This is a genomic window from Azospirillum sp. FG154 (assembly GCF_057809575.1).
Genome location: NZ_JBMDKF010000015.1, coordinates 119,497 through 137,971, shown reverse-complemented (window position 1 = coordinate 137,971; position 18,475 = coordinate 119,497). Strand labels below are relative to the sequence as shown.

11 protein-coding genes are annotated in these 18,475 nt (G+C 66.8%); 9 read left to right on the top strand and 2 right to left on the bottom strand.

Annotation, left to right across the window (positions count from 1 at the left end; translation table 11 throughout):
- The first annotated feature begins 112 nt into the window (after positions 1–112).
- Complete coding sequence (locus tag ACODS4_RS17920; RefSeq protein ID WP_488866049.1) at positions 113–1,297, top strand: sensor histidine kinase; 1,185 nt, start codon at positions 113–115, stop codon at positions 1,295–1,297.
- 24 nt (positions 1,298–1,321) lie between these two features.
- Here the strand turns inward: ACODS4_RS17920 and ACODS4_RS17915 are convergent, their stop codons facing one another.
- Positions 1,322–3,673, bottom strand: coding sequence for a GGDEF/EAL domain-containing response regulator (locus ACODS4_RS17915; RefSeq protein ID WP_488866047.1), 2,352 nt, complete (start codon positions 3,671–3,673; stop codon positions 1,322–1,324).
- Positions 3,674–4,035: 362 nt separating this feature from the next.
- On the opposite strand from ACODS4_RS17915, the gene ACODS4_RS17910 reads away from it, so the two are divergent.
- Both ACODS4_RS17910 and ACODS4_RS17905 read left to right on the top strand, forming a co-directional pair.
- Entirely contained in the window at positions 4,036–4,272 is a 237-nt protein-coding gene (locus ACODS4_RS17910; protein WP_488866045.1) for a hypothetical protein, read from the top strand.
- 60 nt (positions 4,273–4,332) lie between these two features.
- Entirely contained in the window at positions 4,333–5,922 is a 1,590-nt protein-coding gene (locus ACODS4_RS17905; protein WP_488866043.1) for a sensor histidine kinase, read from the top strand.
- Between the two features lie 49 nt (positions 5,923–5,971).
- Here ACODS4_RS17905 and ACODS4_RS17900 read toward each other — a convergent pair whose 3' ends face one another.
- Positions 5,972–8,248 (bottom strand): GGDEF/EAL domain-containing response regulator, encoded by a 2,277-nt coding sequence (locus ACODS4_RS17900; protein ID WP_488866041.1) that lies wholly within the window; start codon positions 8,246–8,248, stop codon positions 5,972–5,974.
- Between the two features lie 539 nt (positions 8,249–8,787).
- Here ACODS4_RS17900 and ACODS4_RS17895 point away from each other — a divergent pair.
- From ACODS4_RS17895 to tssH, 6 genes are all read left to right on the top strand, one after another.
- The gene (locus tag ACODS4_RS17895; RefSeq protein WP_488866039.1) at positions 8,788–10,137 is read left to right on the top strand and encodes a chemotaxis protein CheW; all 1,350 of its coding nucleotides are present in this window, start codon (positions 8,788–8,790) and stop codon (positions 10,135–10,137) included.
- On the top strand, positions 10,134–12,071 hold the full coding sequence (locus ACODS4_RS17890; RefSeq protein WP_488866037.1) for a methyl-accepting chemotaxis protein: 1,938 nt from the start codon (positions 10,134–10,136) through the stop codon (positions 12,069–12,071). The genes ACODS4_RS17895 and ACODS4_RS17890 overlap by 4 nt, the downstream gene beginning before the upstream one ends.
- A 33-nt stretch (positions 12,072–12,104) precedes the next feature.
- A complete protein-coding gene (locus tag ACODS4_RS17885) occupies positions 12,105–13,586 on the top strand; it encodes a mechanosensitive ion channel family protein (protein WP_488866035.1) in 1,482 nt (493 codons plus the stop codon).
- A 72-nt stretch (positions 13,587–13,658) separates the two neighbouring features.
- Positions 13,659–14,696 (top strand): eCIS core domain-containing protein, encoded by a 1,038-nt coding sequence (locus tag ACODS4_RS17880; protein WP_488866033.1) that lies wholly within the window; start codon positions 13,659–13,661, stop codon positions 14,694–14,696.
- A gap of 42 nt (positions 14,697–14,738) precedes the next feature.
- Complete coding sequence (locus tag ACODS4_RS17875; protein WP_488866031.1) at positions 14,739–15,746, top strand: hypothetical protein; 1,008 nt, start codon at positions 14,739–14,741, stop codon at positions 15,744–15,746.
- Between the two features lie 55 nt (positions 15,747–15,801).
- Positions 15,802–18,453, top strand: coding sequence for a type VI secretion system ATPase TssH (gene tssH / locus ACODS4_RS17870; RefSeq protein WP_488866029.1), 2,652 nt, complete (start codon positions 15,802–15,804; stop codon positions 18,451–18,453).
- The last annotated feature ends 22 nt before the right edge of the window (positions 18,454–18,475 follow it).

Below are 18,475 nucleotides of genomic sequence, written 5' to 3'. Positions count from 1 at the left end.
CGCCGTCCATGTCGTCGTCGCCCGCGCGGAAAACTGTAACGCGCGTCTGCTACCCATCGCCGTTGGCGTCAATCAGGCGATGGGCAGGCTTATGTCGGTGGCGGGTGGAGACGTGGCCGTTGTCCGGTCCTTGCGGCGCCCCGCCCCGGCCATCCCGCCGGAGACGCTGGGCAAGCAGGTCGCCCGCTTGTTTGAAGAGGACCGCGCCGTTCCGGCTTTCGCCGTGCTGCGCGGGCGGAGTCCGGTTGGTTTGATCGACCGGCTGGGCTTTATGTCGCGCTTCGCCGCCCGCTATGGCCGCGACCTGTTCGGCCACAAGCCGATCACCCAGATGATGGACCGCGACCCCTTGATCGTTGACGCCGCCCTGACGGTGGACGAGGTCAGCCGCCGCCTGTTCACGCAAAACCCCAAGGCGCTGCACACCGGATTCATCGTGACCGAGGACGGGGCCTATGCCGGGATCGTCACCGGCATCGATCTGCTTCAGGCGGTCGCCCATTCGTTGGCCACGACGAACGAGCATCTGCGCGAGGCGCAGGCCAGCCTGGTGCAGTCGGAAAAGATGGCGGCCTTGGGCGCGCTGGTCGCCGGGGTGGCGCATGAGATCAACACGCCCATCGGCTCCGCCCTGACCGCCGCCACCGCCTTTGGCGAGCGGGCCAAGAGTTTCGGCGCGCTGGCGGGCGGCGGCAGCATCCGCCGCACCGACATCGACCGTTTCGTCGGCGCGGCGCTGGAGGCGTCGGATTATATGGAGGCGAACATCCGCCGCGCGTCCGAACTCATCACCGGCTTCAAGCAGATCGCGGTGGATCAGACCAGCGACGAACGCCGTCACTTTCGTCTGGCCCAATGCCTGGACGACGTGATGCTCAGCCTGAATCCCCGGCTGCGCAAGGAGGCGGTGGGCGTCGCCCTGTCTTGTCCGCCCGATCTGGAACTGGACAGCTATCCCGGCGCGGTCGCGCAGGTGCTGACCAATCTGGTGATGAACGCCGTCGCCCACGCTTTCCGCGACGACCGCCCCCGCCGGATGACGATCACGGTCGCGCCCTTGGCGGGCGACGCGCTGGAACTGGTGGTGGCCGACAATGGCGGCGGCGTTCCGGCGGACGTCCAGCCGCGCGTCTTCGACCCGTTTTTCACCACCCGGCGCGGGCAGGGCGGCACCGGGCTTGGCCTGCACATCGTTTACAACCTGCTGGCCCAACGGCTGGGCGGCGGCATCCGGGTGGAGGACGCCGAGGGCGGCGGCGCCCGCTTCGTCGCGTGGCTGCCGCTGGTGGCGCCCTGAGGATGTCAGTCCGTCGGCGGCGCGTCAGTCGGCGGGGGCCAGCAGCAGCGGCGCGCTGCGGTGGATCAGGGCGGCGGCCTCATTGGCGGGCATCGGGCGGCCGAACAGATAGCCCTGCGACCAGCGGCAGCCGAGCGCGCCGAGCGCGTCGGCTTCCGGCTGGGCCTCCACCCCTTCGCCGACCAGTTCCATCCCAAGGTTGCTGGCCAGAGTGCAGATGGCCTGCACCACCGTCATGGTTTCCCGCCGGTGCAGCATCGCCTTGACGAACGAGCGGTCGATCTTCAGCACGTCGAAGGGGAAACGGTCGAGGTAGCTGAGGCTGGAATAGCCGGTGCCGAAATCATCCAGCGCCAGATGAACGCCCAACGCCTTCAGGGCGCGCAACAGCCGTTCGGCGGTGTCCGGCTCGTTCATGATGAGGCTCTCGGTGATCTCCAGCTTCAGCCGTTCGGGGGCCAAGCCGGTGCGGGCCAGCACCGCCGCGACCTCGCCGGTCAGATCGTGATTCATGAATTGGCGGGCCGACACGTTGACGCTGACCTGCAACCGTTCCGCGCCGGGGATGCTGGCCCCCCATTCGGCCAATTGCCGGGCGGCGCGGTCCAACACCCAACTGCCCAGCGGCAGGATCAGGCCGGTTTCCTCGACCACGCCGATGAAGGCGCCGGGCGCCAGCAGGCCGCGATGGGGGTGGCGCCAGCGGATCAACGCCTCGAACCCGCACAGATGGCCGTCGGCGGTGCTGACGATGGGCTGATAGAACAGCTCGAACTCGTGGCGGCGGATGGCGTGGATCAACTGCGTGACCAGCATCAACCGCCCTTCGCCGCTCAAGGGCGGGCGGTGGACGGTGAATTCATAGCGCCCGCCGCCCAACCATTTGGCCCCGCGCATGGCGCGGTCGGCGTCGGCGATCAAATCCTCGGCCCGCCGGTCGTCGCTGACCATGGTCAGGCCGGCGGCCATCGACGGGATCACCTCGCAGCCATCCAGCATCAGCGAGGCGCCGACCGCCGCCATCAGCCGTTCCGCCCACATCTCCAGCGCCGCGCGGTCGCCGCGCTTGAGCACGACGAACTGGTCGGCCCCCAGACGGGCGGCGACGTCGCCCCCGCCCCCGCCCCCATCCTCGCCGCCGCCATCGTCGAGCGCCGATTCGATCCGCCGCGCCAGCGTCGCCAGCAGCCGGTCGCCCGCCTCATAGCCCAGGCTTTCGTTGACGTCGCGGAAGCGGTCGCAATCCAGCACGCAGATCGCCATCTCGGTCCGATGATCGACGTCGGCCAACCGGGCGTTGAGGGACTCGACGAAGGCCGTGCGGTTCCACAGCCCGGTGACGGCGTCGTGGGTCTTTTCGTGGGTGATCTGCTCGAACAGATAGGCGTTGTCGAACCCGATGGCGACCTTGGAGCAAAAGACTTCCAGCAGCTTGCGGTCGATCACCGTCAAGGGGCGGTGGCCGCACAGATAGACGACGCTGGCCGAATGGTTGGCGGTCTTGAAGAAGATGACGCAACGGTCGTCGGCGAAGAAGCTCTCCTCCCGCTCCAGCACGGCGGCGATTTCCCGGCATACCGCGTCGGGCAGGGTGGCGCGGATCGGCGCGCCGGAGCGGAAGGCGAAGGGGGCGACCCCGGCCACCACCCGCACGTCGTCCAGATCGCCGGTGAAATGCCGCCCGCTGACGGCGCACAGCAAGGCCCCTTGCGCGTCGTGAATGATCGAGCGGATTTGCAGCACCACGCCATCGACGAATTGCGCGACGGAGCGCTGTTCGTACAAGGTGGTCGAGGCGGCGAGAATCTTCTCCAACCCCCGGCGGCTCATTTCCAACGCGGCGATCTGGTTGTAGGCGCGCAGCGCCGCCAGAACGGCGGTGAACAGCTTTTGCGCCGTCAGCTCGTTCTTCGCCTTGTAGTCGTTGATGTCGTAATTGACGATGACGTCCCGTTCGGGGGCCTGCCCCGGCTGGCCGGTGCGCAGGATGATGCGGACGAAGCGGTTGTCGAGGCGGCCCCGGATGTGTTCGGCCACCTCCAACCCGGCGGCGTCGGTTTCCATGACGACGTCGAGCAGGACCACGGCGATGTCCGGCGTGTCGCTGAGAATCGCCTTCGCCTCCCCGCCGCTGTAGGCGCTGAGGAAGGACAAACGCCGCCCCTCGAAGCGAAAATCCTCCAGCGCGAAGCGGGTGATGGAGTGAACCGACGGATCGTCGTCCACGATCAACAGCAGCCATCGCGCGTCGGCTTCGGATGATTCGTCGTTGGGGCCGTCTTCGATGATCGTCAGATGATCGTTGGCGGCGCTCTCGTCCAGGGGCAAGGCCGCCGCGCCGGATCCGGTTGGTCCGTTGTCTGGCTCAATCGTCATCAGGACATGTCCGCAAGCCTTGGGATCAAACGGGCGCCGTCTGTCCTCAGCGTTCCCTTCTACCCCTTGGCTTGTTGAGTTCTTGCGGCGGTTTTATAAAGTTTTCGTGTCTCCTTGCCGATGGTCGAGGCTGAGGCGAGGTTGTTGACGACGCATCACGCGCCGTTGTCCATCAAGGGCGCCGACCAAGGCCGCCAACACGGACCGGGCAGCGCGGATGACGGTGGAGTTCCAGGTCGAAAAAGGCGTGGAAGGATCGGCGGACTTGGTTGTACCCTTCAATCGTCAGACAATCGAAACGGTACGGTCACAATTCACGCGTAAGGTTTTTCCTCCTTCGGTCGATTGCCAACGGGAGTGTCATGCGCCTCACCATCGAAGTCTTGGACCAGAAGACGCTCAACTGGAATGTGCTCGCCTGCCATGAGGGCGTCGGCGTTGACGCGGCCCCGGCCATCGTCGCCGTGCTGCGCGACGGCTTGCCCGAAGTGACAAGCCTCCGTTGGAATTGGTCGCGATTGCGGCCACAATCTGCCGATGGCGCGCCCGCCCCGGCGCCGGTTGGGCGCGGCTATCGCAAGCGGGGCGTCCGCCGCTGACCCCTGGGCCTCCGGGTGGTCATGTGGGCGTCCGCGCCAATGGCCATCGGGAGAACCGGGATGCCGACCATCTTTGACCGCAGTCTCTTTGACAGCAGTCTCTTGGCCCGCACGGTGGCGTTGATCTGCGCCCCGTTGCTGCTGGTGGTCGCGGTGTCGGTGGTGGTCGCGATCGACTATTCCGACCAGGACGCCCGCCGCGCCTTGAGCGAGCGGGCGCGCCAAACGGTGGCGCTGCTGGCGGGCGGCGCCGGCGACGCGCTGTGGAACATGGACCGCAAGGCGGCGGAAGCGGTGTTGCAACCAATTCTGACCGACCCTGATTTTTCCGGGATGCGGATTCTCGATCAGGATGACACGGTGTTCGCCGCCTTCGGCGATTTCTCCGCGCCCGAACAGGGCCTGATTGTCGCGCATGAGACGCTGCGCCATCGCCAGGGACCGGGGGAGCTGCGGATCGGCGCGCTGGAGCTTCGCCTCGCCACCGCCCGCGCCGAGGCGGCGATTTTGGAGCGCGCCCGCAACATCGCCCTGATGGGGCTTGGTCTGCTGATGGCGATTTGCGGCTTGCTGGCGTTGATCGTCCGGGGCGTCACCGCGCCGATTCGGGCGATGACCCGCAGCGTGACGGCGCTGGCCGCCGGAGTCGTCGACGTGCCGATCCCGGTGGTTCGGCGGATGGACGAGGTCGGGCGCATGACGGTGGCGCTGGGCACCCTGAAGGAGCATGAGGCTGAGCGGCTGCGCTTCATCGAACGCCAAGCCCACCAGATGGAGGAGATCGAACGCACGGTCGCCGAACGCACCCAGGAACTGCGTGACGCGCTGGAAACCTTGCAACGGGCGCAAAGCGAGCTGGTGCGCACGGAAAATATGGCGGCGTTGGGCGGAATGGTCGCGGCGATCGCGCACGAGATCAACACGCCGCTTGGCAACGGTCTGACCGTCGCCACCACGCTGGGCGACAAGATCACCGAGTTCCGCGCCCTGTTGGAAGGCAAGGAGCTGCGGCGGTCGGCGCTGCGCGACTATTCCGACAGCTTCAACACCGCGAACCGACTGCTGGTCGGCAATCTGACGCGCGCCGCCGAACTGATTGGCCGATTCAAACGGGTGGCGGTCGATCAAACGAGCGAGTTGCGCCGGACCTTCGAGCTGGATGTGGTGTGCGGGGAGATCATCGCCATGCTGGCGCCCAGCTACAAGCGGTCGCCGGTGGTCTTCACCCTTGATCTGCCGTCGGGCATCGTCATGGACAGCTATCCGGGCGCCTTGGGGCAGATTCTGACCAACCTGGTCGCCAACGCCATGCTGCACGCCTTCGCCGAGGGCGCCGAGGGCGGCTCCATCCGGGTGTCCGCGCGGAGGTTGGAGGAATCCGAGGGCGACGACCGGATTCGGCTGTGCGTGGTTGACGATGGGGTGGGGATTCCCGCCACCATACTGCCGCGCATTTTCGATCCCTTTTTCACCACGAAATTTGGCGCGGGCGGCAGCGGCCTTGGTCTGCACATTGTGTACGCCATCGTCACGCGGGTGCTGGGCGGCAGCGTGACGGTGGAAAGCCGGGTTGGGGTGGGAACCACCTTCGCCATGACCCTGCCACGGGTCGCGCCGGTCCATTCGCCGGAGGCGTCTCCGGGCGACTGACCCAGCGACTGACCCAGCGGTTGGCTCAACGGTTGACCCGGTTTTGCCGCTACGGGGCGGCGAGTTTGCGGCTCTGAAGCCAAGCTTCCAGCGCGTCGAAAGGCAAAGGTTTGGCGTAGAGATAGCCCTGCCCGGAATCGCAAGACAGTTCCCGCAGCGTGTTTTCCTGCGTCGGGCTTTCCACCCCTTCGGCGAGAACCGTCATGCCCAGCTCATGCCCAACCTTGACGATCATCGCGGCGATGGAGCGGTTTTCCGGGCGGTTGTCGATGTCCATGACAAAAGAGCGGTCGATTTTCAGGACCGAGGCGGGCAGCTTTTGAAGCCGCGACAGCGACGAATAGCCGGTGCCGAAATCGTCGATGGCGATGCTGAACCCCATCTTGCGCAGCGTCTGCACCGCCGACAGGATGTGATCGTCCTCCATCGCGTTGCTTTCGGTGATCTCCAGTTCAATGTCCGTCGGATCGACGCCGCATTCCTTCAGCACCCGTTCGGCCATGGACAGGAACTTGTCGTCGCGCAACTGGCGAACGGACACGTTGACCGCCATGCGCAGACGGCCAAGCCCGCGCTGGCGCCACTTGGCCAAGTGCAGGCAGGCTTCGCGTAGAACCCATTCGCCCAACCAGACAATGTGCCCGGCGTCCTCGGCCACCGGAATGAAGGTGTCGGGACGGATCCAACTCCCATCCGGGCGCCGCCACCGCAACAGGGCCTCCGCGCCGATGACGGCGCCATCGGACAGGCGGAGCTGCGGCTGGTACATCAGCGAGAATTGATTGGTCGATTGCGCCTCGGCGATGCGGTTGACCAGCGACAGACGCCGGTGCAACTCGTCCTCCATTGCGCTGTCGAACAGCAGGATGTGGTCGCGCCCGTCGCGCTTGGCCCGTTTCAACGCCATCCCGGCCCGACGAATCTGGCGGTTCACGTCCAGTTCGGCGGCGTCGGCCAACGTGTAGCCGCCCGACACCCGGACGGTGATCGGGTGTCCGCCGATTAGGAAAGGTTCGGCGAAGCAGTGTTGGATGGCGCGCAGCAGGATGTTTTCGTCGCCTGGATTGAGCAGCCGGACCTGGACGCCGAACAGATCGCCCGCCAGGCGGCTGACGGCCCCCGCTTCGGCGAAGCCGCCATGCAGCCTTAGGGCGACGGCCTGGAGCAGGGCGTCGCCGGTGCGGTAGCCCAGCCCATCGTTGACGGTCTGAAAATGATCGAGATCAAGCAACAGGATGGCCAACCTGCCGCCGCCTTCCGACCGCAGGCGGGTCAGGGAGGCGGCGACCTCGTCCTGGAACAGGGTGCGGTTGGGCAGGCGGGTCAGCGGGTCGAAATAGGCCAGCGCCCGGATGTGGTCGAGCAGCGACGCGTTGTCGAATCCCAGGGCCACGTTTGACGAGAACACCTCCAGCAACTGCCGTCCCATCGCCCCAACCTTGCGGCCGGTGGCCAAGAAGATCGCCAGATCGTCGCCGGACCGGCCCCGTATGTGCAAAACGGTGGCGTGATCCTGAAAGATGCTGGTCCGTTGCTCCAGAGTCGTCCGCAGCAGCGTCTGGAGGGATTCGTCGGGGATCTGGCTCAACGGCGCGCCCGCCAGATGGCGGAAGGGACCGGCGGCGGCCAGGATGATCGGCTCGTCGGTTCCCAGCTCGTGACGCAGGCCGTTGAGCGCGGGTTTGGTCCGGGCCAGCACGATTCCGCTGGCTTCGATGTCCAGCAGGCTGCCCAACTGGATCAGGATGCCTTCGCAAAAGGCGGTGAGCGAGTTGCGGCGGAACAGCTCGGCGGAGGCGCCGATGATCTGTTCCAGCCCGCGCCGACTGGTTTCCAGCGCCTGGATGTGGTTGTAGGCGCGCAAGGCCGCGTAAAGCGAGGTCAGCAGCCGGGTGCGCGTCAGTTCCGATTTGGTGCGGTAGTCGTTGATGTCGTAATCGCGAATCACTGCCAATTCAGGGGCGTAGCCGGGTTGGCCGGTGCGCAGGATGATTCGTGGGCTGCTCAAGGCCAGATCTTCGCGGATCATGCGGACCAGCCGCAAACCGGCGTCGGGCGTTTCCATGACGACGTCGAGCAGGATGACCGCGAAATCGGAATCGCGGCGCAACAGCTCCAACGCCTCCGTCCCGGATCGGGCGTGCGACAACTCCAGCTTGCGGCCAAGAATTTCAACGCCTTGCAAGGAATAGGCGGTGGTGAGGTGCACCTCGTCGTCGTCATCGACCAGAAGCATCCGCCAGACCCGATCCGGCGGCGTCGCGCTGGATGTCGGCTCGTCATCCTCAATAATGGCGAGGATGTCATCATGATCTTGTTCGCTCATCAGAGAATACCCCGCCCGGTGGCTGCCTCATGATCGCGTGACACGGCGCAAACGACTCTAAGCCCATGAAATCGGACGGCGCAGCTTCTGAACAGAACCGGCCATTTTGTAATGGTGACGCAGGAACAGACCGCTGTCGATAGGGGAAACCCATGACGGTTGGCTGCATCTTTAAGATGTGGCGGCGACGCCAATTGATTGGGTTTCGACCGGCAAGGGTAAAACAGTCGCGCGCGCCGCTCGCGCCCGCAATCACTCCCCCGCATCCCACCGCGACGACCCGCCGTTGATCGCGCGTGGTTGGGGTTTTGTGAACAGGCGGTGACAGGCGGCGGCTTTCGGCGCGGCCAGCGTGAATTTGCGCTTGGATAAGACGTGGGTTGCCCTAGTCTGTCGCTCAACACGTCGGCGGCGGTTTGTCTCCCCGGCGGCAACGGTGATCGGGGTCAAGCTTGGCGCGGGGGATGGCAACAGGGGACTCGGATGCGCGGGGGCCTGCCGCAGGGGCGGGGCCGACGCTGACGGCGGCGTCGCCGCCCGTGTGGTTGACGATCGCCGGGCGGGTTTGGGCCGTGCCGGTGGCCAGCGTGCGGACCATCGCCGAAGCTGAGCCGGTCACGCCCTTGCCCATTGCGGCGCCTTGGGTCGAGGGCTTGGCCAGCGTCAATGATCGCCCTGTGGTCCGCGTCGATCTTGCCGCCGCGTTGGGGCTTGGCATGGATGGCGCCGCCGCATCCGGCGCCGCCCGGCGTGGGCGTGTGGTCGTGGTGGTGGCGACGATCATCGGGGATGTCGCGTTGCGCGTTGATGACGCGCGGTGGGCGCGCGAGGACGACGCGCCAGTCCTGGAGCTTGCCGAATTGTTGCCCTGGTGCGGCGGCTTTCGCGTGGAGGGGCGTGTCGAATCGGCGCCCTCCTCGGTTCGCGCGTCGCAGGGTGGCGAGCGGTCTTTGCTGCGCGTGAGCCAGGACGGCGGCGAGTTGGCGTTGCGGTTGGATCGGTTGGACCGGATCGAACGGGCCGAGCCGGTGGCCCCGCTGCCCGATTCGTCTGCGTGGCTGGTGGCCGTCGGCGGCGGGTTGTTGCCGGGCCGGGCTTTGTCCGGGCAAAGCGACAACGGCGGGCAGGGACCGGCTGGGCACGCGGTGGTGCTGCGGGGCGACGCGCCGGGGGAGCGCGCGGCTTTGCTGGTTGATCGCGCGATTGGGGTGGAGCGCTGCCCCTCGGACGCCCTGATTTCCGTGCGCCACCCCGATGGCGGGGAGTCGGTTTGGTGGCGGCGCGCCGACGCCCCGCCTTTGCGGGTGGTTGATCCCGGTCCCTTGTTTGGCTGGTCTCCGGCGGATGAGGCGGCGACCGAGTCCGCCGCCGCGACGTTGACGACGCGCGATTCGGGCGGCGGTCAACCGCGCTGGCTGGTGGTGGAGCGGGATGGCGTGGCCGTGGCGCTTCCCCTTGCGCGGGTCGCTCAGGTGACGAGCGGGGGCGCCGGACGTGGGACGGATGAGGCGGCGGGCGCCGCCGACCGCGTGCGTCTGGTCGGGCCGGGTCGTTGGCGGCGGCATCCGTTGCGTGTGGATCGCGTGCACGCCCTGGATGGCGGAACGGCGGCGTGGCGGCGCGTTCAGGGCGCCCCTCCGGTGGTCGCGGCGTTGTTCGACGCGGCCCGGCGCGACCCGATCACCGGGCGCTGGACGCTGCGTTTGAAAGACGATTCTGTGGATCATGCCCCGGGCAAGTTGCCTTGGCCGGTGCGGCGGCTGTTGGTGGCGGCCTGGCGGGATTGGGCCGACACCGGATGGCGGGGTGGGAGCGATCCACCGCCAGCGTCCACGGCCATGCCCCATCCCGATTCTGCCCCGAAACCGTCCGTGATTGCCAAAACATGACCATCAAGACCAAGCTTCGTCTGGCCTTCCTGCTGATGATCGTGCTGTTCGCCGCGTTCGGCGGGGCGGCCATGCACGCGCTGAACCTGTTGACGACGGACGTCGATAAAATCACGCAGCGCATTCTGCCCGCCGTGGCGGCGGTCAACGCCATCAACACGGCGACCAGCGATCATCGGGCGGCGGAGTTGCGGCATATTCTGGCCACGGATCCTCAAGAGATGCGGGAGCTTGACGCTGAGATCACCCAGTTGCGGGCGAAGATCGAAACATGGCGCAAGCGCTACGAGCCATTGATCGAAACCCCGGCGGAGCGGGAGCGCTACGGCTATTTCGCTCGCGACTACGCCACCTATTTGGCCGGCAGCGACAAGACGCTGGCGCTGTCGCGGAAGAACGAAAACACGGGCGCCCACGCGCTGGTGGTGGAGGCGACCCGCCTGTTTCTGGATTTCAGCGACGATCTGACCGAATTGGTCCGAATGGAGCAGGTTTCCAGCGAAGAAACGGGCGAGAAGGCGAAGCAGGTCGCCGCCCGTGGCCGGGCGGTCATCGTGATTGGCTTGGTCCTGGCCATCGGTTTTTCGCTGGCCTGCATGTGGTTGGTGGACATGTTGATTTCCCGCCCGGTCGCCGGGCTGACCGGCAGCTTGCGCAAGGTCGGCGCGGGTGATCTGGACGTGACGGTCGGCATGACCGAACGCGCCGACGACATCGGCGAGATGGCCCGCGCCACCGAGGCGACGATCGTCGCCGTGAAGGGGCTGGCCGCCGATCTTGGCGCGCTGGTGGACGCCGCCCAGGCCGGGGCGCTCGCCGCCCGCGCCGAAAAGGGCCAGCATCACGGCGAATACGCTTCGCTGATCGGCGGGTTGAACCTTCTGATCGAAACGCTGACCAAGCCGCTCTACGAGGTGGTCGGCGTCATGCAGCTTCTGGCCGCCGGCGATCTGAAAGGCCGGATGACCGGGCATTACGACGGCGATTTGCGGGCGCTGAAGGCCAACATGAACCGCAGCCTGGACGCGCTGGTCAGCCTGTTGGGCGAGGTTGGCGCGTTGGCCGGACGGATGGCCGAGGGCGATTTGGCGGCGACGGTCGCCGGATCCTATCAGGGCGATTTCGCCATTCTGAAGGGCAACGTCAACCGGGGGCTGGAGCGTTTGCGCGAGTTGATCGGCAACGTCGCGGGCGACACCGAACAGATCGCCGTCGCCGCCACCGAAACGTCGGCCGCCGCCCGGCAGGTCGCCGAGGAGTCGGATCGGCAGTTGGTCAGCCTGACCGCCGTCGCCGGGGCGGTGACGCAAACCGCCCAATCGGTGGAGGACATCGCCGCCAACGCCAACCGGGGCCGCGATCTGGCGACCACAACCGCCACCCTGGCGGACGAAGGACGCGGCAAGCTGGCCCAACTGTCCGACGCCGTGGGCCGGATCGCCAACGCCCATGACCGCATCGAACGGATCGCCGGAACCATCACCCGCATCGCCGACAAGACGCACATCCTGTCGCTGAACGCCGGGATCGAGGCGGCGCGGGCGGGCGAGCAGGGCATGGGCTTTGGCATCGTCGCCCAGCAGATCGGGCGCTTGGCCGAAGACGCGGCGCTGGCGGTGCGCGACATCGAGGGCATCGTCGCCGAATCGGCGCACACGGTGCGCGACGGGGTGACGACGGCGGGCGAGGCGCGCGGCTCCATCGACCGCATCGCCGAGGCCGCGCGCGACAGCGGCGCCGCCGTCCAGGCGATTTCGGCGGCGATGGCCCAGCAGACCGCCGCCGTGCAGGAGTTGGCCCGGCGTCTGACCGAACTGCGGACCAGCAGCGAGGGCAACGCCGCCGCCGCCGAGGAAATCAGCGCGACGATGGAGGATCTGGCCCGCATGGTCCATCGGGCGCGCGACCAGCTTGGCCGTTTCCGGCTCGTCTGATCCTGTTTGACCGTGTAAGGAGCCTGCCGCCCGATGCCCGTGCCGACCATCATTTCCCGGCTGAACAAGCTGCTGTTGCCGCTGGCCGGGTGTTTGCTGTTGGGCGGCGCCCTGTATCTGGAGGGCAGCGCCTATCAGGCCGCCGGGGCGGAGGCGCTGGAAAGTGGTTGGCGCGTGCTGGGCTACGCGCTCAGCGTCGGGTTGATCCTGTCCTTGGGCATGCTGCTGCAACGGGTCGTGCAGTATGTCCTGCTCGACGGGTTGGTCGCGGCGGCGTTGGGCGCGCCGGTGCCGCGCCTGCTCAGCCAATTGTCGGGCCTGTTGATCTTCCTGCTGTCCTTCGGCGCCATCGCGGGCTTCGTCTTCAAACAGGATCTGACGGTTTTGTGGGCCGCGTCGGGCGTCGCGGGCGTCGTCTTGGGCATGGCGCTGCGGGAATTGCTGCTCGACATCTTCACCGGGTTGGCGCTGAACCTCGACCGTCCGATCAAGATCGGCGACCATGTGGTGCTGCACAAGGCGGGCGACACGGTGTTGGAAGGGCGCATCGCCGAAATCAGTTGGCGCAGCACGCGGCTGCGCGACGACGCGGGCAATCTGGTGATCGTGCCCAACAGCCGGATCGCCGCCTCGACCATCACCAACCACTCGCTGCCGAATCCGTGGTTCGAGTTTATGACCACGGTGACGCTCGACGCCACCGTGCCGACGGAGCGCGTCCTGCGCATTCTGGAGGCGGCGGCGATTGAGGCGATCCTGCCCTACGCCTTGCCCGACGCGCCGCCGCCTTACAGCCGGGTGCGGGCGATCACCCCGCATGGGGTGGAATACGCGGTGTTTTTCAGCCCGCCCATCGACCGGCGTTATCGGGTGCGCAGCCTGATTCTGGAGCAGATTTTGCGTCATCTCGACCGCGCCGGTCTGCGCCCGGCCTGGCCGAAGGGGGAGCGCGCGGCGGGCGATCCGATGAGCGTCGCCGGGCGGACGGTGGACGTTGACGGCCTATCCCGATTGCTGGCGACCACCGCGCCGATGAGCGCCCTGTCGGTGTCCGACCGTCGTGTGCTGGCCGCTGAGATCCGTCAACGCCGCTTGCCAGCCGGGTTGACGCTGGTTCAGGCGGGGGAGGCGGCGGTGGCCTTCCACATCATCATTGAAGGGTTGATGACCGCCGAGGCCCCGCGTGGGCGCGCGGCGGCCCCGCCCCCGGCGCCGTTGGGGCCGGGACGTTTGGTCGGCGTCGACGCGCTGCTGCTTGGTACGACTCACGGTGAAACCGTGCGTTGCCGCACCGAAACGCTGGTCGGCGAGATCACCATGGACACGTTGCGCGTCTTGCTGACCCACAACCCGGACGCCGCCGACACGCTGAGCCGCGCCGCCGCCGCCCTGCTGGCGCAGGACAGTCCGGGCGAGCCGCGCGGATCTTTTGCCGGGGAAGCTGATCTGGCCGCCGACATGCTGTCGAACCTGCGGCGCTCCACCGGCGTCGGTCGGCTGATGGCGGCGGACTGAGAGCCGTTGACGGCGCATTGACAGCGCGCGCGTGCTCCGGGAAGATGGAACAACGCGCGGGAGGTGTGTTCCATGCCGTCTCAAGCTCTGCGGGATCAGGAAATGTCAGGTCGCGTCATACAGGGCCGATTCGCCGCGTCCGGGCCGCGCTTGCCGATGGCGGGCCGCACGGGAACGGCGCAGCCGATGGCGCAGGGCAACGCGCAACAACTGCCCTCGGGTTTGCTCCGCATGGGCGCGGGTGGACGGCCCTTGCCCGAGTCGGTGCGGCAGAAGATGGAATCCTTCTTCAAGACCGATTTTTCCGACGTTCGCGTGCATGTCGGGGCGGAGGCGCCGTCCATCGGCGCGCTGGCCTTCACGCTTGGTTCCAACCTTTATTTCGCGCCGGGGCAATACAACCCGGACACCCCGCAGGGCCAGCAATTGTTGGGGCACGAGTTGACCCATGTGGTTCAGCAACGGGCGGGCCGGGTGCGCAACCCGTTCGGCAACGGCATCGCCGTGGTGCAGGATCCCTCGCTGGAGTCGGAGGCCGACCGGATGGGCCTGCGCGCCGCCTCGCACGTCGTCGCGCCCAGCCTTCAGGCCAAGATGGCCTCGCCCAAGCCGGGCCAGCTTCCGGCGGTCTCGCCGAGTGTCGGGCAACCCAAAGCCGGGGCGGCGGTCGGATCGGGCTACCGCCTGATCGTCGGGGCGTATCTGCACCAGGAATCAGGCTTGCCCGACGCGATGGCCGGGCATGGCTTCGTCGCCGTCGAGCGGCCCGGCGGCAAGCGCGAAGCCTGGGGCTTTTCCCCCGCCAACCTGTCCGGTTTGGACGCCAAACGCGATCTGGGCCGCCTGACCACCGGCGTGCCGGGGCGGGTTCACCGCGACGAAAGCGCCTTCGCCAAGCCCGGCGTGCGCACCCGCAGCATCCCGATTTCGGCGGAGCAGGCCAAAGCGGCGATGGCGAAGGTTGAACAGCGCCAATCAAAGGGCGGCAATTTCAGCTTGGCGAACGGCCAATGCACGGCGTTTGTCGCCGAGGTGGCGCATGCGGCGGGGGTTGACGAGTTTGATGCGGTTCGGGGCGCCACGCCACGGCAGTTCTATCGGAAGATTTGACGGCTCGGTTCCGCGAATGACCGATAGAAGAGGCGTGATCGTATGACCAAACACTCAGCGCGGAATCCAACTCATCGCGCCCCGTCGGTTGGGGCGCGTCCTGCGCCAGGAGTGGTTTCAGAATCGCTGACCTTGGCGGGAAAGCCGCTGGCTTCCCATGTCCAGGCGCGGGTTGGGACGCTGGCGACGGCGCAGGCCAAGAAAGCGCTCTCTTCGATCCAGCCGCCGGGTCCTCCTCCTCCAGCGTGGCGACCGGCGCAGCGGGAAAATCCGCCATCCTCCTTTGGGGCGACGGTTCAGGCGCGGCCTGTTGCGGGGAACGCTTCGCATCCGGGGCCGCGCGCGCCGCACGTTCATCCCCTGAACGCGGCCCGATCCGTTCAGCGCCCGTTGACCGGCGCGATACAGCGCATGCAGAGCCTGTCGCTGACGAACAACAATCGGCCAATGATCGCCTATTGGCTTTATCAACTGGGCGAAGGCGTGGTTACGGCGTTTCAGAAGTTGAAAAGCCAAGAAATCAACGCATTGGTTGAGCTGATCGTTGATGAGGAAGACAAGGGAAATGACGGCGTCGCGATGTACAAGGGCGAAATCGAAAATATGCTGTCGGCTCTGACAAAATACATCTTCAGCAGCAATGGAATTTTGGCTGATGCGTGGTCTTCAGCGGTTAAAAAGACAAGAAGCAGTCTTTACAGTGATGTAGGGAGCAAATTTGGATATGAACTTCGCAGAATGCTCGATCAAATAGGAATGGTTGATCCAGATCAAAATGAATTGATTATAAAAATTAAGACCGATTTTATCAACAAGCATCATGTGTTGTTAAAAAGTAAATTCCCAGACTTGCAAATAAAGTCGTTCAATCTGTTGCATGCGGGTCATGGGTCGCAAGAATCGACAAATACGGATCTTCATAAGTCAATGCACAAAATGACTTCGGTGTCAAATTCGACAAATTATTCAAGAATGCATCAAGGCGTCACGGATCTGTTGAAGGCGTGGGTCGAAGAACTTAAGCTGCATACGGCAACATTGGATATTTAGGAGCGGCTGTGAAGGGGCTGACGAGCGGGGTTTGCGACAACGATCAGGTGGCGCCATGTCCCCGCTGAAGCCCCTCATCGGCAAGCTGAACCCCACGGCCAAGCGCGCGCTTGAGACGGCGGCGCAGTTGTGTCTGACGCAGACCCATTTCGCGGTGGAGGTGCAGCATCTGCTGCATTGCCTCGTGGCGCTGCCCGACTCCGACGTCGCCCGCCTGCTGCGGCATTACGGGGTCGAAGCCGGGGGGCTGTCCGCCGACCTGATGCGTTCGCTGGAACGGCTGCCGCGCGGCAACCGGCAGACCCCGGCCTTCTCCGAACATCTGTTGCGCTTGCTGGAACGCGCCTGGGTGGTGTCGTCGCTGCGGCTGGGCGGGGCGGCGATCCGGTCCGGGGCGATCCTGGCGGCGCTGCTGGACGATGACCTGTTGCGGGGCATGGCGCTGGAGGCCGCGCCGACGTTGGCCCGCATCCCGCGCGGCGCCCTGTTGGAGGAGTTGCCGAACCTGCTGCGCGGCGGGGGGGAGGATCAGGGCGGACCGACCGGCGGCCCTGCTGAGTCGGCCAACTCCATGGCGCCGACGACGGGCGCGACGGGGCCGTCGAAAACCCCGGCGCTCGACGCCTACACCATTGACCTGACCGCGCAGGCGCGGGCTGGGCGGATCGACCCCATCGTCGGGCGCGACGCGGAAATACGCCAGGTCGTCGATATTTTGATGCGACGGCGGCAGAACAACCCAATCCTCACCGGCGATCCCGGCGTCGGCAAAACGGCGGTGGTCGAAGGGTTCGCCCAACAGGTCGCGGCGGGGGCGGTGCCGCCGTCCTTGCGCGGGGTGTCGGTGCGGATTCTTGATCTGGGGCTGCTTCAGGCGGGGGCGGGCGTTCGGGGCGAGTTCGAGAACCGCCTGAAACAGGTGATCGCCGAGGTCGCCGCCGCCCCTCACACCGTGATCCTGTTCATCGACGAGGCGCACACGCTGGTCGGCGCCGGTGGCGCGGCGGGGCAGGGCGACGCCGCCAATCTGCTGAAACCGGCCTTGGCGCGCGGCGAGCTGCGCACCATCGCGGCGACGACCTGGGCCGAATACAAACGTTATTTTGAAAAGGATCCGGCGTTGGCCCGCCGTTTCCAACTGGTCAAGGTGGCCGAACCGGACGAGGCGACCGCCGCCGCCATGCTGCGCGCGCTGGCGCCGACGCTGGAGGCGCACCACGGCGTGCGCGTTCTGGATGAGGCGGTGGTGGAGGCGGTGCGGCTGTCCCACCGCTACATCACCGACCGGCAATTGCCGGACAAGGCGGTGGGCGTGCTCGACACCGCTTGCGCCCGCGTGGCGCTGGCCCAAACCGCCCCGCCGCCGGAGTTGCAGGAGGCCCAGCGCCGGGCCGCCGATTACGCCGCCGAACTGGCCCTGCTGGCGCGGGAAAGCGCCGCTGGCCGCGACCACGCCGAGCGGATGGAGCGGTTGGCCGACGTCCGCGCCGCCATTGAGGAGGACGGCCATCGCCTTGAGGCTCGCTGGCGGCAGGAGGTTGAGATGGTCGCCCGCATCAACGCGCTGGAAGACGCTCTGCCCGATCTCAACGGCGCGGCCTATCTCCAGGCGCGGGCGGAACTGGACGGGCTGCGGCTGGAGCTGGAGCTGGTGCAAGAGGATGACGAGCCGTTGGCGTCGTCATCGGTTGATCGCCGCGCCGTGGCGGCGGTCGTCGCGGGCTGGACCGGCATTCCGGTTGGGCGGATGATGACCGACAATCTCGACGCCGTGCGCTCCCTGCGCGCTAGGATGGGCGAGCGGGTGGTCGGTCAGGACGCCGCGCTCGACGCGGTGGCCCGGCGCATCCGCACCTATTTCGCCGGGCTGGGCGAGCCGGGCAAGCCGACCGGAGTCTTTCTGTTGGTTGGACCGTCCGGCGTCGGCAAAACCGAAACCGCGCTGACCCTGGCCGATCTGCTGTTCGGCGGCGAGCGCAGCCTCATCACCATCAACATGTCGGAGTATCAGGAGGCCCATTCGGTGTCCGGCCTGAAGGGCGCGCCGCCGGGCTATGTCGGCTTCGGCAAGGGCGGCGTGCTGACCGAGGCGGTGCGCCGCGCGCCTTATTCGGTGGTGTTGCTGGACGAGGTGGAAAAAGCCCATCCCGACGTGCTGGAGCTGTTCTATCAGGTGTTCGACAAGGGCACGCTGGAGGACAGCGAAGGGGTGGTGGTCGATTTCAAGAACACGCTGATCCTGCTGACGTCCAACCTGGGCGCCGACACCATCGCCCGGCTGGCGGCGGGCGGGGTGACGGCGGCGGATCGGTTGGCCGAGGCGATCCGCCCCGAACTGACGCGCCATTTCAAACCGGCGCTGCTGGGCCGCATGGTGGTGGCGCCCTATGCGCCGTTGGACGAGCCGCGCATCCACGCCATTGTTCGGCTGAAGCTGGCGCGGGTGCAGGAACGCCTGTTGGAAGCCCATCGGGCGGAGCTGACCTACGCCGACGCCGTGGTGTCGCACATCGCCGCCCGCTGCGCGGCGACCGACGCGGGCGCGCGGGCCATCGACCATCTGCTGACCAACACCCTGCTGCCGGAGCTGTCCACCGAATTGCTGTCCCGTCTGGCCGAGGACGCGCCGGTTGAGCTGGTCCATGTCGATCTCGACGCCTTTGGCGGGCTGCGCTACACCTTCGGTCTTCCCTCCTTCCGCGTTTAGGCGCCCCCCGTGAAAGCCCCCC